The organism is Micromonospora hortensis, from assembly GCF_022230935.1.
Classification (GTDB): domain Bacteria; phylum Actinomycetota; class Actinomycetes; order Mycobacteriales; family Micromonosporaceae; genus Micromonospora; species Micromonospora hortensis.
Genome location: NZ_JAKKFE010000054.1, coordinates 126,028 through 140,181, shown reverse-complemented (window position 1 = coordinate 140,181; position 14,154 = coordinate 126,028). Strand labels below are relative to the sequence as shown.

General features: G+C 72.1%; 14 protein-coding genes. 5 read left to right on the top strand and 9 right to left on the bottom strand.

Annotation, left to right across the window (positions count from 1 at the left end; all coding sequences use genetic code 11):
- The first annotated feature begins 8 nt into the window (after positions 1-8).
- A complete protein-coding gene (locus tag NIE111_RS28055; protein ID WP_238687293.1) occupies positions 9-944 on the top strand; it encodes a S66 peptidase family protein in 936 nt (311 codons plus the stop codon).
- Between the two features lie 202 nt (positions 945-1,146).
- Here NIE111_RS28055 and NIE111_RS28050 read toward each other — a convergent pair whose 3' ends face one another.
- Positions 1,147-2,034, bottom strand: coding sequence for a Vgb family protein (locus tag NIE111_RS28050; RefSeq protein ID WP_238687292.1), 888 nt, complete (start codon positions 2,032-2,034; stop codon positions 1,147-1,149).
- Between the two features lie 185 nt (positions 2,035-2,219).
- Between NIE111_RS28050 and NIE111_RS28045 the strand changes: the two genes are divergently transcribed.
- Positions 2,220-2,690, top strand: coding sequence for a hypothetical protein (locus NIE111_RS28045; RefSeq protein WP_238687310.1), 471 nt, complete (start codon positions 2,220-2,222; stop codon positions 2,688-2,690).
- Positions 2,691-2,830: 140 nt separating this feature from the next.
- Here NIE111_RS28045 and NIE111_RS28040 read toward each other — a convergent pair whose 3' ends face one another.
- The 4 genes from NIE111_RS28040 to glnA all read right to left on the bottom strand — a co-directional run bounded on the left by NIE111_RS28040 (position 2,831) and on the right by glnA (position 6,033).
- Positions 2,831-3,214, bottom strand: a complete 384-nt coding sequence (locus NIE111_RS28040) for a VOC family protein (protein WP_238687291.1) — start codon at positions 3,212-3,214, stop codon at positions 2,831-2,833.
- Positions 3,215-3,362: 148 nt separating this feature from the next.
- Positions 3,363-4,055 (bottom strand): helix-turn-helix transcriptional regulator, encoded by a 693-nt coding sequence (locus NIE111_RS28035; protein ID WP_238687290.1) that lies wholly within the window; start codon positions 4,053-4,055, stop codon positions 3,363-3,365.
- A gap of 114 nt (positions 4,056-4,169) precedes the next feature.
- A complete protein-coding gene (locus tag NIE111_RS28030; RefSeq protein WP_112582646.1) occupies positions 4,170-4,595 on the bottom strand; it encodes a DUF350 domain-containing protein in 426 nt (141 codons plus the stop codon).
- An 88-nt stretch (positions 4,596-4,683) separates the two neighbouring features.
- Entirely contained in the window at positions 4,684-6,033 is a 1,350-nt protein-coding gene (glnA, locus tag NIE111_RS28025) for a type I glutamate--ammonia ligase (protein WP_238687289.1), read from the bottom strand.
- 285 nt (positions 6,034-6,318) lie between these two features.
- Between glnA and NIE111_RS28020 the strand changes: the two genes are divergently transcribed.
- The 3 genes from NIE111_RS28020 (at position 6,319) to NIE111_RS28010 (ending at position 10,608) form a co-directional block, all read left to right on the top strand.
- Positions 6,319-8,076, top strand: a complete 1,758-nt coding sequence (locus NIE111_RS28020) for an NAD+ synthase (protein ID WP_238687288.1) — start codon at positions 6,319-6,321, stop codon at positions 8,074-8,076.
- Between the two features lie 210 nt (positions 8,077-8,286).
- The gene (gene panB / locus NIE111_RS28015) at positions 8,287-9,132 is read left to right on the top strand and encodes a 3-methyl-2-oxobutanoate hydroxymethyltransferase (RefSeq protein WP_238687287.1); all 846 of its coding nucleotides are present in this window, start codon (positions 8,287-8,289) and stop codon (positions 9,130-9,132) included.
- A gap of 225 nt (positions 9,133-9,357) precedes the next feature.
- Positions 9,358-10,608, top strand: a complete 1,251-nt coding sequence (locus NIE111_RS28010) for an HNH endonuclease signature motif containing protein (protein ID WP_238687286.1) — start codon at positions 9,358-9,360, stop codon at positions 10,606-10,608.
- Between the two features lie 216 nt (positions 10,609-10,824).
- Here NIE111_RS28010 and coaD read toward each other — a convergent pair whose 3' ends face one another.
- The 4 genes from coaD to NIE111_RS27990 form a co-directional block, all read right to left on the bottom strand.
- Positions 10,825-11,229: a pantetheine-phosphate adenylyltransferase gene (coaD, locus tag NIE111_RS28005; RefSeq protein ID WP_238687285.1), complete on the bottom strand. Its 405-nt coding sequence runs from the start codon at positions 11,227-11,229 to the stop codon at positions 10,825-10,827.
- Between the two features lie 56 nt (positions 11,230-11,285).
- A complete protein-coding gene (locus tag NIE111_RS28000) occupies positions 11,286-11,819 on the bottom strand; it encodes a DUF6817 domain-containing protein (protein ID WP_238687284.1) in 534 nt (177 codons plus the stop codon).
- Positions 11,820-11,878: 59 nt separating this feature from the next.
- Positions 11,879-12,577 carry an NADPH-dependent F420 reductase gene (gene npdG, locus NIE111_RS27995; RefSeq protein ID WP_238687283.1) on the bottom strand — a complete coding sequence of 233 codons (699 nt, stop codon included), beginning with the start codon at positions 12,575-12,577 and terminating at the stop codon, positions 11,879-11,881.
- 114 nt (positions 12,578-12,691) lie between these two features.
- A complete protein-coding gene (locus NIE111_RS27990; protein ID WP_238687282.1) occupies positions 12,692-14,122 on the bottom strand; it encodes an RNB domain-containing ribonuclease in 1,431 nt (476 codons plus the stop codon).
- Between the last annotated feature and the right edge of the window lie 32 nt (positions 14,123-14,154).

Below are 14,154 nucleotides of genomic sequence, written 5' to 3'. Positions count from 1 at the left end.
CTGCGGTTGTGATCAGCGAGGACACCACCGCCGTACGCCCGCCCGTGCTGCGCCCGGGTGACACGGTGCTACTGGTGTCGCCGTCCGGGCCGACCTCGCCGGAGCGGGTGGCCCGGGGCATGGAACTGCTCACCGGCTGGGGTCTACGCCCGGTGCCGGCGCCGCACGCGTACGCCCGCCACGGCTACCTCGCCGGCACCGACGACCTGCGCGCCGCCGACCTGAACGCGGCCTTCTCCGATCCTCAGGTGCGCGGGGTGATCTGCACTCGCGGCGGCTACGGCGCCCAGCGGGTCGTGGACGCCATCGACATGGCCGCCGTCCGCCGCGACCCGAAGGTGGTGGCCGGCTTCTCGGACATCACCGCGTTGCAGTTCGCACTGTGGCGGGGCGCCCGCCTGGCCGGGGTGCACGGCCCCGGGGCGGCCTGGCGCGACGAGCGGACGCCACTGCGCTCCGCCGAATCCCTGCACGCGGCGCTGATGACCACCGAACCGGTGTCGATCACCGCGGTCCCCACCGAGGAGACCTTCGGCGTACGCGTACCGGGTCGCGCCACCGGCACCCTGCTCGGCGGCAACCTGTGCATGATCGCCGCCTCGATCGGTACGCCGGACCTACCCGACCTGACCGGTGCGGTGCTGTTGATCGAGGACGTGCAGGAGCCCCCGTACAAGGTCGACCGGATGCTCACCCACCTACGTCGGGCCGGCGCGCTGGACGGACTGGCCGGGGTGGCGGTTGGGCAATTCACCGACTGCGGCGACGGCTGGGACACCACAATCGTCGACGTGCTCACCGAACGCCTCGGCGACCTGGGCGTACCGGTCCTCGGCGGCCTCCCCATCGGCCACGGCCCCAACCAGCTCACGGTCCCGGTAGGCACGACCGCCACCCTCGACACCAACACCGCCACCCTCACCGCAACCCCAGCAGTCCACTAACCCCCACCCCACCCGCTCCCCTCCGGCCCCTCCCCCCTCCCCCGGCCGTCCCCGGTGATCAAGAGGTTTGCGTCATGTTCGGGGCGGATCCTGACGCAAATCTCTTGATCAACCAGGGCGGGGGCGGGGGGGAGGGGCGGGGGCGGGGGGCGGGGGCGGGGGGAGGGGGATCGGCGGGTTGGTGGGGTCGGGCGGGGGTCGGTCAGAAGGTGGGTGGGGTTAGGTGGGCTACTGCGCCGATTTCCAGGGCGGCCCAGATGCCGGTGGAGGTGCGGGTGATGCCGTGCGGTTCGGCGTTGGGAGTGGGTAGGGCGTGGCCCTCGATCCGTCCGGTGGGGTCGAGGTGACCGATCCGGTTGGCACCCCACTCGGTGAACCACACGCCGCCGTCCGGGTCGGCCACGATCGCGTGCGGGCGGGCGGCCCGGTCCGGCAGCGGGAACTCGACGATCTCGCCGTCCGGGTCGATCCGGCCAAGCTGACCGGCGGCGATCTCCACGAACCAGATGACGCCGTCGTCGCCCAGTGTGATGCCGACCGGGCCCGCGTTCGCGGTCGGTAATGGATGCAGCGTCACCCTGCCGTCGAGGTCGATCCGGCCGATGGCATTGGCCTGGTTGAGGGTGAACCAGAGGGCCTGGTCCGCGCCAGCAGTGATCATCGAGGCGAATCCCCCGGTCACCGGCAGCGGGAATGCCGTGTGGGTGCCGTCGGTCCCCACCCGGCCGATGGTGTCGGAGGTCATCCCGGCGTACCAGAGCGCGCCATCAGGCCCCGCCGCGATGCCACCCGGCCCGGTGCCGGCCGGCAGGGCGATGGTGCGCTGCTCACCGTCGACGGTGATCCGACCGATCCGGTCGTCTCCTGAGCGGGTGAACCAGAGCGCCCCGTCCGGCCCGGCCGTGATGATCAACGGACGACCGCCGGCCGGATCCAGCGGGTAGGTCCGGACCGCGCCGTCGGGCGACAACCGGGCGATGCCGCCGGCGTGGGCCAGCGTCAGCCACAGCGCGCCGTCCGGGCCAGGCGTGATGCCGTACGGCCCGGCGCCCGCCTCGACGAGTGGAATCTCCCGAATCTCGACGGTCATACCGTGGTGTCCTTCCGTCGGTGGATCGTCCACCCTGACCGCTCGGCCAGCGACCACACAACCGATTTCGCCCACCGCCGGCCCTGATTGTCAGCTCGCTGACAGGGTCGCCACGGCTCCCACCCAGACTCCCCGGTCACTGTCGGTGATGACAGCGCAGGATGACCGAACCTCTGGAGGACAGCATGTCCCGCACCATCCGTAGGAAGCACCTGCTGGCCGGCCTGGCCACCGCCGGCGTCCTCGGCGTCGGGATCGCGGCCCCGACGATCGCGTTCGCCGCCGACACCGCCACGCCGACACCGAGCGCCAGCACCGCCCCGGCTCCCGGCGGGGCCCCGGGTGCGAAGGCCGACCGGCAGGGCGAGTTCGCCGAGGCGCTCGCCACGGAGCTGGGCGTGCCCACCGACAAGGTGACCGCCGCACTGGAGAAGATCCGCGAGCAACACCGCCCGACCGACCGACCGCAGCGCCAGTCCGCCGAGGACCGGCAGGCCGCGCTCACGCAGCGCCTGGACCAGGCCGTCAAGGACGGCAAGCTCACCCAGGAGCAGGCCGACGCCATCACCAAGGCCGTCGAGGCCGGCGTCTTCCCCGGCCCCGGCGGCCACCGCGGTCCGGGCGGCCACCACGGCGCTGGTACGCCCGGCAAGTAGTCCGGCGAGCCCGGCCCCGGCAGGCACCAGCAGGCCGGGGCCGGCCTTGGCCTGTCGTGCCCGGGGCAGGCCCGGTCCGCCCTGTCGTGCCGATCCCACGGCCAGGCCAGCCGGGGATCAGCGCGGCTCCGGGAATGGGGTCAGGGCTGCGGGGGTGGGGGCGTGAACACGCCCAGGTGGTTGCCGGCCGGGTCGAGTAGGTGGGCCAACGTGAGACCGCTCGGTGCCGTACGCGCTGGCACCAGGACCCGGCCGCCGGCAGCTTCGGCCTGCCGGCAGGTCTCCGCCACGTCGGCGACTTCGGCGTAGAACACCGTGTAGTTCGGCGACGTGCCGTCGGTCGCCCGGATCGCCCCGCCGATCCCGGTGTCGCCGCCGGCCTCGGTCACGCGGTAGGACCCGCCGTTGGTCGAGCCCTGCTCCTCGAAGGTCCAGCCGAACAGCTCCCCGTAGAACCGCTCCGCGTCCTCGGGCCGGTCGGTGCCGATCTCGAACCAGGTGATGGGCGTGGTGGACCTGGACATCTACTGCCTCCAGAATTTCGTGCCGGCCGTTCGGCCGTCGTCTGGAGCAGTCTCGGGGCCGTTGGCGACAGCGTCCTGTCGGTGTTTCCGGATCACCCGGCGGGGTTCCCCGCGACGAGACCCACCAGCCCGCCGCGCCGAACTCGTCTCACACCAGGCTCAGCGGGCGGACCCGCTCGTGCGGGATGTCGAGATCCGTCAGGCGTAGCTCCCGGGCCACCACGTCGGGCAGCGCCCAGACGCTCCGGATCCGGTCGGTGCGGAAGCACCGCAGTTCGTCGCGCAGGCGGCACCAGGCGACCAGGTACCAGTGTCGGGAGTTGCCGAGGTAGCCGAGTGGCTCGACGTCACGGGTCGAGTCGGCGCCGGCGCGGTCGGCGTACCGGATGCGCAGCACCCGCCGCGCGGTGACCGCGTCGGCGACGGTGGCCGGGACGGGCGCGGCCGGCCCGTCGCCGATCAGGTGCACCCGGCCGGCGAGGCGGTGTGCCTCGGCGGCGTCGGCGGCCGGCAGCACCGCCACCAGCTTGCGCAGCGCGGTGGCGGCCGGCCCGGCGAACGGCGAGCCGGCGAGCCGGTGCAGCGCCACTGCCATCGCCACCGCCTCGGCGGCGGTCAGGTTGACCGGCGGCAGGGTGCGGGCGCGGTCCAGGACGTAGCCGCCGGTGCGCCCGGGCTCGGCCCAGATCGGCACACCGGCCTCCTGCAACGCGCCCAGGTCCCGTTCGATGGTCCGGCTGCTCACCTCGAAGCGCGCGGCCAGCCAACGGGCGCTGCGCGGCCGCGGTGACACCGCCCGTAGCTCCTCGACCAGCGCGTACAGGCGATCAGTGCGGTTCATGCCCGGCACGCTACGGCCGGGGTACGACGCCCACCGGCGCCCGCCCGCACGGCAACGCGGACGACTGAGACAGCGCCGCAGACGACCACCCGCGCGTCGACGCGGACAACCGGCTCAGGCGATGCAGGCGCAGACGATCAGCGCGGCCCCGAAGTGGGTGGCGGCGCTGACCCGGGCGGCCGGGTGCGGCTCGGGCGAGCAGATGACCTCGCCAAGCTTGCCGGGGGTGAGCAGGTCCAGCACCACGAAGGCCAGCGCCATGATCGCCAACCCGACCAGTCCGAAGACCACGGTGGAGGCGAGCCCCTTGCCGAAGTCGCTGTAGCTGGTGAGGATCGCGGTGAAGACGATCCCGGCGATGCCGAGCTGGTTGGCGGCGAGCAGCAACCCCGCGTTGGCGTTGCGCTCGACCCAGATCAGGTCTCGCAACCGGCCCGGGGTGAGCAGGTCGACGAGCCCGAAGCCGGCGGCCATGAGGCCGACGCCGACGATCCCGAACACGACGCTCTGCCAGGCACCGCTGAACAGATCCTCCAGCACCGACTTGCCTCCCGACTCTCCGCCCGGAGGGTACCGGCGCGGTGATCGAGACGATAGCGGCAGCGCGCAACGGCGTCAGCCCCCGCGTCTACAGGGCCAGGTAGCGCTGCCGCTCGTACGGGGTGACCTCACGGCGGTACTGCTCCCACTCGGCCCGCTTGTTGCGCAGGAAGAAGTCGAAGACGTGTTCGCCGAGCACCTCGGCGACCAGTTCCGAGCCGGCCATCACGTCGATCGCCTCGGCGAGGTTCTCCGGCAGCGCCTCGTAGCCCATGGCGCGCCGCTCCGCGCTGGTCAGCGACCAGACGTCGTCCTCGGCGCCCGGCGGCAGCTCGTACCCCTCCTCGATGCCCTTGAGGCCGGCGCCGAGCAGCACCGCGAAGGCGAGGTACGGGTTGGCCGCCGGGTCCAGCGAGCGGACCTCGACCCGGGCCGAGTTGGGCTTGCCGTACGCGGGAACCCGGACCAGCGCGGACCGGTTGAGGTGACCCCAGCAGACGTACGCCGGGCTCTCGGTGATCCGGTCGGGCAGGTGCTGCGGGAAGAGCCGCTTGTACGAGTTGACCCACTGGTTGGTGACAGCCGTGTACTCGCGGGCGTGCACCAGCAGGCCGGCGATGAACGACTTCGCCACCTTGGACAGCTTCATCGGGTCGCCGCTGTCGTGGAAGGCGTTGCGCTCCCCCTCGAACAGCGACAGGTGGGTGTGCATCCCGCTGCCCGGCTGGTCGGTGAACGGCTTCGGCATGAAGCTGGCCTGCACACCGGTGGAGAGTGCCACCTCCTTGACCACGTGCCGGAAGGTCATGATGTTGTCGGCGGTGGTCAGCGCGTCGGCGTAGCGCAGGTCGATCTCCTGCTGGCCGGGCGCGACCTCGTGGTGGCTGAACTCCACCGAGATGCCGATCCGTTCCAGCGCCAGGACGCCCTGACGGCGGAAGTCCCGGGCGACGGCGTGGGTGGTGTGCTCGAAGTAGCCGCCGGTGTCGACCGGGGTGGGCACCGAGCCGTCCTGCGGACCGTTCTCGAGCAGGAAGAACTCGATCTCGGGGTGGGTGTAGAAGGTGAAGCCCTTCTCGGCTGCCTTGGACAGCGCGCGGCGCAGCACGTGCCGGGGGTCTGCCCAGGACGGCCCGCCGTCGGGCAGCAGGATGTCGCAGAACATCCGGGCGCTCTCGCCGCTGACGCCGCCCTCGAAGGGGAAGACCTGGAAGGTGGTCGGGTCGGGCATGGCCACCATGTCCGATTCGAAGACCCGGGCGAAGCCCTCGATCGCCGAGCCGTCGAAGCCGATGCCTTCCTCGAAGGCCGCCTCGAGCTCGGCGGGTGCCACCGAAACGCTCTTGAGCGTGCCCAGAACGTCGGTGAACCACAGCCGGACGAACCGGATGTCCCGCTCTTCCAGCGTGCGGAGGACGAACTCCTGCTGACGGTCCACTTCCCCAACCCCTCGCGACACTCTTTTGTCCGCCTTGGCCGGGCTGTACCCGGCCTGATCGCCCAGTGTTCCCGGGCCTGGTTACGCAGACGTTACGCGAACTGCCGCCGGCCGTCCTCTCGTGTCCCGCCCGGCGAGCGCGGGCCAGCGCCGTGCCGCCGAGACCGCCTCCACGACGGCCGAGCTCCTGCCGCCGCGGCCTCTCGGACGCCGGTCGCGGGCGGGTGGCGGCAATCTCGTCGGAGGGTACGGATTGTCGCGACGAGGCTGGGGCAAGATGAAGGCATGCCCACCCTGCGTCTCGCCCTGTCCCAGGTCAACCCGAGCGTCGGCGACCTCGCCGGAAACGCCGACCTGGTCCGCAGCTGGACTCGCCAGGCCGCCGATGCCGGTGCCCAGCTGGTGCTCTTCCCGGAGATGATGCTGACCGGGTACCCGGTCGAGGACCTCGTCTTCCGGCGTTCCTTCGTGGCCGCGTCCCGGGCCGCCGTGGAGCGGCTGGCCGCCGACCTGGCCGCCGACGGTCTCGGCGAGTTGCCGGTCGTGGTCGGCTACCTGGACGCCGACGGCCCGCCGCAGGTCAGCGGGGACGCCGAGCCGGGCCGGGGTGCCCGTAACGCCGCCGCGCTGCTGCACCGGGGCGTCGTGGCCGCCCGCTACTTCAAGCACCACCTGCCCAACTACGGGGTCTTCGACGAAGACCGGTACTTCGTCTCCGGTGACGCGCTGACAGTGGTGCGGATCGGCGGCGTGGACGTCGCGCTGACCATCTGCGAGGACCTGTGGCAGGCCGGCGGTCCGTTCGCCGCCGCCCGGATGGCCGGCGTCGGCCTGGTCGTCAACATCAACGGCTCGCCGTACGAGCTGAACAAGGACGACATCCGGCTGCCGCTGGTTCGCCGCCGGGCCGCCGAGGCGGGCGCCGCCATCGCGTACGTCAACATGATCGGCGGCCAGGACGAGCTGGTCTTCGAGGGCGACTCGATGATCGTGAGCGCCGACGGTGAGCTGCTCACCCGGGCACCGCAGTTCGTCGAGCACCTGCTCGTGCACGACGTCGAGTTGCCGGCCGCGAGCGCCGCGACGACCACGGAGACCGTCGCGGACGGCATGCGGATCGTGCACAGCACGCTGGACGGCATTCCGCCCACGCCGTCCGGCCCGGCCGCCACCGGCGGGCTGATCGAGCCGGTGGCCGACGAGGCCGAGGTGTGGCAGGCGCTGGTGCTGGGTCTGCGTGACTACGTCAACAAGAACCGGTTCCCGTCGGTGGTGCTCGGCCTGTCCGGCGGCATCGACTCGGCGGTGGTGGCCGCGCTCGCCGTCGACGCGCTCGGGCCGGACCGGGTGGTCGGGGTGTCGCTGCCCAGCCAGCACTCCTCGGAGCACTCCCGGGAGGACGCCGCCGACCTGGCCAAGCGCACCGGCCTGGACTACCGCGTCGAGCCGATCCAGCCGATGGTCGACGGCTTCCTGGCCAACCTGTCGCTGTCCGGCGTGGCAGTGGAGAACCTGCAGGCCCGGGTCCGTGGCGTGATCCTGATGGCGCTGTCGAACCAGGAGGGCCACCTGGTGCTGACCACCGGCAACAAGAGTGAGCTGGCGGTCGGCTACTCCACCCTGTACGGCGACTCGGTGGGCGGCTTCAACCCGGTCAAGGACGTGTGGAAGACGCTGATCTGGCGGCTCGCGAAGTGGCGCAACAGGGACGCGGCCCGGCGCGGTGAGACCGCCCCGATCCCGGAGAACTCGATCGGCAAGCCGCCGAGCGCCGAGCTGAGCCCGGGGCAGCTCGACAGCGACAGCCTGCCCGACTACGACGTCCTGGACCCGATCCTGATCGGCTACGTCGACGGTGACCTCGGCCGCGACGGGCTGGTCGAGTCGGGTCACGACCCGGCGATCGTGGACAAGGTGCTGCGGCTGGTGGATACCGCCGAGTACAAGCGACGGCAGTCGGCGCCGGGCACGAAGATCTCCATGAAGGCGTTCGGCCGGGACCGCCGTCTGCCGATCACCAGCCGGTGGCGCGAGCACGGCTGAGCCGTACCCCTGGGGGTGCCGGGTCGGTGGCGCGGCCCGGCGCCGCCTCGCGGTGACCGCGCGGCGCGGTCCCGGTTGGCCAGGTGGGGGCGGCCCCGCGCTGGTGGAGTGACATCTTGCACTGGGCCCTGCCGTCAGCCCGTCTCGCGGTGCGACGATCGCGACGGAACCCGGGGACCGCGCAGGCGGCCTCGAGGAAGGGAGACAGAGATGGTGGAGTCCACTCCGCACGAGGTGACCGCGTTGTACGGCGGCCCGGCCACCCGACGGGTCCGCACCCGCGACCTGATGGCCGCCAAGGAGCGCGGCGAGCGGTGGCCGATGCTCACCTCGTACGACCAGTACACGGCGTCGATCTTCGACCAGGCCGGTGTTCCGGTGCTGCTGGTCGGCGACTCGGCCGCGAACAACGTGTTCGGCTACGAGACCACCCTGCCGATCACCGCCGACGAGCTGCTTCCGCTGGTCCGGGCCGTGGTGCGGGCGACCCGGCAGGCGCTGGTCGTCGGTGACCTGCCGTTCGGCTCGTACGAGGAAGGCCCGGCCCAGGCGCTGCGCACCGCCGTCCGGTTCATGAAGGAGGGTGGCTGTCACGCGGTGAAGTTGGAGGGTGGCCGCCGCAACGCCGCGCAGATCGCCGCGATCGTCGGCGCCGGCATCCCGGTGATGGCGCACATCGGTTTCACCCCGCAGAGCGAGCACACACTGGGCGGCTACCGGGTGCAGGGTCGCGGCGACGCCGCCGACGAGGTGCTGGCCGACGCACGGGCGGTGGCGGAGGCGGGCGCGTTCGCCGTGGTGTTGGAGATGGTGCCCGGCGAGGTGGCCAAGCGGATCACCCACGAGCTGCCGATTCCCACTGTGGGCATCGGCGCGGGCCCGGACACCGATGCGCAGGTGCTGGTCTGGCAGGACATGGCCGGCCTGCGGACGGGCAAGGCGCCCCGTTTCGTCAAGCGGTACGCGGATCTGGCCGGCTCTCTCACCGACGCCACCCGCCGTTTCGCCGACGAGGTCCGCGGCGGCGAGTTCCCCGCCGCCGAACACACCTTCTAGCCCGGTCCCACCGGCCAGCTCGGTCCACGGACCGGGCTGGCCCACCGGACGGACTGGTCCGAGCCGGCACAGCGGCCAGCCGACAGTTCGCCAGCACATCGACCAGGACGGTTGGTGTCCACGCCGCCGGCACCAACGCCAGCGTCGACCGGGCCCGCCGACGACGACGAACTAATCGATCACGGCAAAACCGATTTTGTCGTACGTGTGTTCTAGTCTCGGTTCATGGTTGAGGAGTTGGCGCTGGCAGAGGACGCGGTCGCCGCCTGCGTCAGTGTCGCCGCCTGGGCCCTCACCGAGCATGACCTGATCACCGCGCTCCACGCCGCACACCGCCTTGAGCAACGCCTCGCGGCGGTCAAACTGATGCTGGTGCGCGAGGTGGACGGCCGCGGCACCGCGACCGCGCACGGCACATCCTCGACGGCAGTGTGGCTGCGCGACCGGTTACGTCTCGGGGTCGGTGCCGCCCGTCGCCTGGTCGAGCTTGCCGCGACCCTCGACAGCGCGCCGCCCGGAGTGCGCGATGCGTTGACCGGCGGGACGGTCGACGTGGAGCAGGTCCGTGTCATCGCCGACACCATCACCACCGTGCACGCCACCGCGGGGCCTGAAGCGGCCGACAAGGCCGTCGGCGTCCTCGTCGACTGGGCAGCCGAGTTCGACGCCAGCCTGCTGCGCAAACTCGGCACCCGCATCCTCGACCACATCGCCCCCGAGGTTGCCGACGCTGCCGCCGACGCCGCGCTGAGGGCGGCCGAGTCGCGGGCCGCACGCGACCGGCACGTCACCATCAACGAACAGCCCGACGGGCGACTCCGACTCACCGGCGTCCTCGACACCGAAGCCGCCGCCGCGCTCCGCGCCGCCATCGACCCGCTGACAGCACCATCCGGCCCGGACGACACCCGCACCCCGGGCCAACGCCGCCACGACGCCCTTGCCGACGTCTGCCGACTCGCTCTGCGCACCGGCGACCTACCCGAGCACGGCGGTGACGTCGCCCAGGTCGTCGTCACCACGAGCTACGACGAGCTAACCCGACAGCTGGGCAGCGGCGCCCTCGACACCGGCCTGCAGCTCACCTCCGACACCGTGCGCCGCCTCGCCTGTGACGCCACCATCCTCCCCGCCATCCTCGGCGGCGCAGGCCAACCACTCGACGTCGGCCGGCAACGACGCCTCATCACCGGGCCCCTCCGCCGCGCCCTCGTCTTGCGCGACCGCGGCTGCGCGTTCCCGGGCTGCGACCGTCCGCCCCGCTGGTGCGACGCCCACCACATCCGGCACTGGGCCGACGGCGGCCCGACCAGCCTCGCCAACGCGGTGCTGCTCTGCGGCCACCATCACCGACACCTCCACCACAGCGACTGGACCGTGCGGCTCAGCGGAGACGGCCACCCTGAGTTCATCCCGCCCACCTGGCTCGACCCCACACAACTCCCCCGCCGCAACCACTACCACCGACGAACGTGAGCACTTCGGGGGCGACCATTCCTCCTGGTCAGGCCGGCGCGGCGTTCACCGGGACGGCCCAGTCACGCCGGGCCAGCGTCGAGCAGCAAGGTGCCGCAGTCACCGACCACCGTCCTGCCCCTACGGCGATGGAGACCGGACTCGGCAACCGACGACCGCACTGTGGCCGGTGAGGGTTCTCCCCTGTCCGACGGTCTGCGGCCGGGTGGACGAAGGTCACGTCCTCAGCGCGCGCACCGCAGTCGATGACACCGCGGCCAGGTCGGCCTGCGCAGGCAGGAATACCGTGGGGACGCCCAGCGACTGGTTCATCGCGGCGAGCTGGTACTCGGCCTGAAGGTCGGTGGTGTTACGCACGCCGCGGACGATCACTCCCACGTCATGGCGTCGGCAGTAGGTGGAGGTCAACCCGCTCCAGGCCACGACGGTGACGGAGGTCCAGCCGACCGGCAGAATGGCCCGGACGGCGGCCGCGCGCTCCTCCTCGTCGCTGTCCGGATGCTTAAGGCTGTTGACCGCGACGAGCACCACCACTTCATCGAAGAGGGCATGTGCCCGCTTCACCATATTCAGGTGCCCAGGGGTGAAGGGATCAAAGCTGCCGGGGTAGACGGCGCGCACGTGTACGCGACCGGGGGTGCGTGCCGACGAACGTGGCCCTGCCGAGGGTTCGGGTGTCACGGCCGCAAGACCCGCTGCGCATCGCGGATGACCTGCTCGGAGGCCAGTGACGCCCAAGAGGCGAACAGGTTCCGGAAGTAGGCGCCGTACCGGTCCGCCACCGCGGAATCGTGCTCGATGACATCCAGTTCGTTGACGATGCTCAGGTCCATGAGTGACCGGAGGTGAGCCGCATCCGGCGTTCTCACCTGACCTACGAAGCGGTCGAAGACCTGGCCGGTCTGTGCCAGCTCCCGCCAGCTGCGGCCACGGTCGCAGGCGCCGTAGAGATAGACAAGCTCCTCGGCGTCGGCACCAACGAGATCCCGGAGCACCGCACGATCGGCCCGATCAAGTAGGGCGAGGTCGAACCCGTCGGTGCCATAGACGGCATGGGTCAGGCCCGCGGCCTGCACGTCACTGCCGCAGCCAAGCAGCGCGAGTCGTTCGCTGACTCGACACAGGTGGGCGTACAGGTTGCCCCCGGGGTGCGCGATCCGCTCAGCTCCTTGCCGGCGAAGCCAGACCCGCACACCGTCGTCGGTGCTCATGGCCCGACGGTATGTGTCGGCCGGCGGATTAGCCGGCTCCTGAGCGTGGGCACGTCTGTCTAGAGGTCGGTGACGCGGAGGCCGGCGTGCGCCTTGTAGCGCTTGTTGATGGCGATCAGGTTGGCGGTGAACGCCTCGATCTGGTGGGCGTTGCGCAACCGGCCGGCGTAGATGCCCCGCATGCCCGGGATCCGGGCGGCCAGCGCGCCGACGATGTCGACCAGCTCGCGGTCCTCGGTGCAGATCAGCACGTCCAGGTCGATCCGGTCGACCTCGGGGTCGGCCAGCAGCGGAGCGCTGACGTGGTTGAACGCGGCGCAGACCCGGGAGTCGGGCAGCAGCGCGGCGGCCTGCTGCACGGCGCTGCCCTCGGCGACGGTCAGCGCGTACGGGCCCTGCTTGTCGAAGCCGAGCGGGTTGACGCAGTCGACGACGATCCGGCCGGCGAGCGGCTCGGCGAGGGCGGCGACGGTGGCGGCGTGCCCGTCCCACGGCACCGCGATGATCACCACGTCGCTGCGTCGGGCCACCTCGTCGTTTGCCGCACCGGTGACGCTGCCGCCGGCCGGCACCCCGGGCAGGGCGGCGATCTCCGCCGCGGACTCGGCGGCCCGCTCAGCCGACCGGGACCCGATCAGCACTGTCTGGCCGGCCCGCGCGAAGCGGTAGGCGAGGCCCCGCCCCTGGTCGCCGGTGCCGCCGATGATGCCGACAGTCAGCCCGGACACGTCGGGCAGCGTGCTCGCGTCGTATGCCATGGCCTCATCCTCGCAAACCGCTCGTCCGGCAGCAGCGCCGAGCGCTGTGAGAATCCCCGCTACCGCGAGCGACCGCACCCCCAGGCGAGGATTGGGCCAGCGACGGCGGCCCGGTCAGGCCAGCTCGAACAGGACGGTACGGGCCGCCGGGTCGGCGGTGACCAGACGGACCCGGACCCGTTCGCCGAGCGGCAGTTGGCCGAGGCAGCGGGCGCGTACCGGCGGGGCGTCCAGCGCGACGGTGCCACCGGGCGGTCGGGGCCGGGACTTGCCGTTGGGCGGGGCGTCGACGTCGAGGACGGCCGCGTCGAAGGTCTCGCCCACCCGGTGCTCCAGCACCGCCGCCTCGGCCAACTCGACGGCACCACGAGCGGCCGCCGAGGCGACCCGGTCGGTGCTCGCCATCACCTCGGGCAGCCGGGGCAGCGCGGCGCGGGCCCAGTCGGGCACCGCCTGGCCGGCGTGCAGGGCCAGGCAGACCTCGGTGGCGTACCGGTCGGCCAGCCGCCGCAACGGCGCCGTCACGTGGGCGTACGCGGCCGCCACGCCACCATGTTCCGGCTGCTCCGGCAGCTCCCCGTCGAAGGATGTGTACGCGGCACCGCGCATCAGCTCGGCCGCCTGGTCGATGAACGCGGCGGCGCGTGGCTGGGCGGCGTCCAGACCGGCGATGACCTGTCCCGGGCCCACGTCGTCCGGCCAGTGCACGCCCAGCGGCGCGGCGGCGGCCCTGAGCCGCTGCACCGCCTCCGGCTTGGGCGCCGGCATCGTCCGTAGCAGACCCACCCGGCCGGCCAGCATGATGTCGGCGGCAGCCATCCCGGTCAACAGGGAGATCTGCGCGTTGTGTTCTTCCATCGGCACCGGCGCGCGCAGCACCAGCCGCCAGCCCTCACCGTCGGGCTCCAGGTCCTGCTCGGGCAGCGGCAGGTTGATGGCGCCCCGGCTCAGCCCTCGCGCGGTCAGTCGGTCGCCGATCTCCGGCAGCAGCGCGATCGGGTCGGGTAGCCGTCCGGCCTCGGCTGCCGCCTGCACTCCGCTGTAGTCGAGTTTGGCGCGGCTGCGGACCAGGGCGCGTTCCAGCTCGACGGCCACGGTGCCGCCGTCGGCGTCCAGGTCGATGGTCCAGACCACAGCTGCCCGGTCGTCGTCGGGCAGCAGACTCGCCGCACCCTCGCTGAGGGTGTGCGGGTGCAGCGGCACGTTGCCGTCGGGCAGGTAGATGGTCTGCCCCCGCCGCCAGGTCTCCGCCTCCAACGCCCCACCCGGTCTGACGTGCGCGGCGACGTCGGCGATCGCGTACCGCACCCGGTAGCCCCCGTCGGGGCGGCGGCTGAGGTGCATCGCCTGGTCCAGATCCCGCGAGGTGGCCGGGTCGAGAGTGACGAACGGTATGTCCGTGCGGTCGACGGGCGGCTGCGGCGGTGCCGCAGCCGCCTCGTCGGCTTCACGCTGGGCGTCGGCCGGAAACTCCTCGGGCAGGCCGAGCTCGCGGCGCAACGCGCCGAAGTCGATGCGGGGCGCGAGTACGCGTCGGATGACCACGGGTCAATCCTGACAGCGCCACGGGTGATCCG

What these genes read in the sequence shown, in the direction of transcription:
- NIE111_RS28050 (WP_238687292.1), bottom strand. Translation starts at nt 2,034, where the DNA reads ATGACCGTCGAGATTCGGGAGATTCCACTCGTCGAGGCGGGCGCCGGG.
- NIE111_RS28045 (WP_238687310.1), top strand. Translation starts at nt 2,220, where the DNA reads ATGTCCCGCACCATCCGTAGGAAGCACCTGCTGGCCGGCCTGGCCACC.
- NIE111_RS28040 (WP_238687291.1), bottom strand. Translation starts at nt 3,214, where the DNA reads ATGTCCAGGTCCACCACGCCCATCACCTGGTTCGAGATCGGCACCGAC.
- NIE111_RS28035 (WP_238687290.1), bottom strand. Translation starts at nt 4,055, where the DNA reads ATGAACCGCACTGATCGCCTGTACGCGCTGGTCGAGGAGCTACGGGCG.
- NIE111_RS28020 (WP_238687288.1), top strand. Translation starts at nt 6,319, where the DNA reads ATGCCCACCCTGCGTCTCGCCCTGTCCCAGGTCAACCCGAGCGTCGGC.
- panB (WP_238687287.1), top strand. Translation starts at nt 8,287, where the DNA reads ATGGTGGAGTCCACTCCGCACGAGGTGACCGCGTTGTACGGCGGCCCG.
- NIE111_RS28010 (WP_238687286.1), top strand. Translation starts at nt 9,358, where the DNA reads ATGGTTGAGGAGTTGGCGCTGGCAGAGGACGCGGTCGCCGCCTGCGTC.
- NIE111_RS28000 (WP_238687284.1), bottom strand. Translation starts at nt 11,819, where the DNA reads ATGAGCACCGACGACGGTGTGCGGGTCTGGCTTCGCCGGCAAGGAGCT.
- npdG (WP_238687283.1), bottom strand. Translation starts at nt 12,577, where the DNA reads ATGGCATACGACGCGAGCACGCTGCCCGACGTGTCCGGGCTGACTGTC.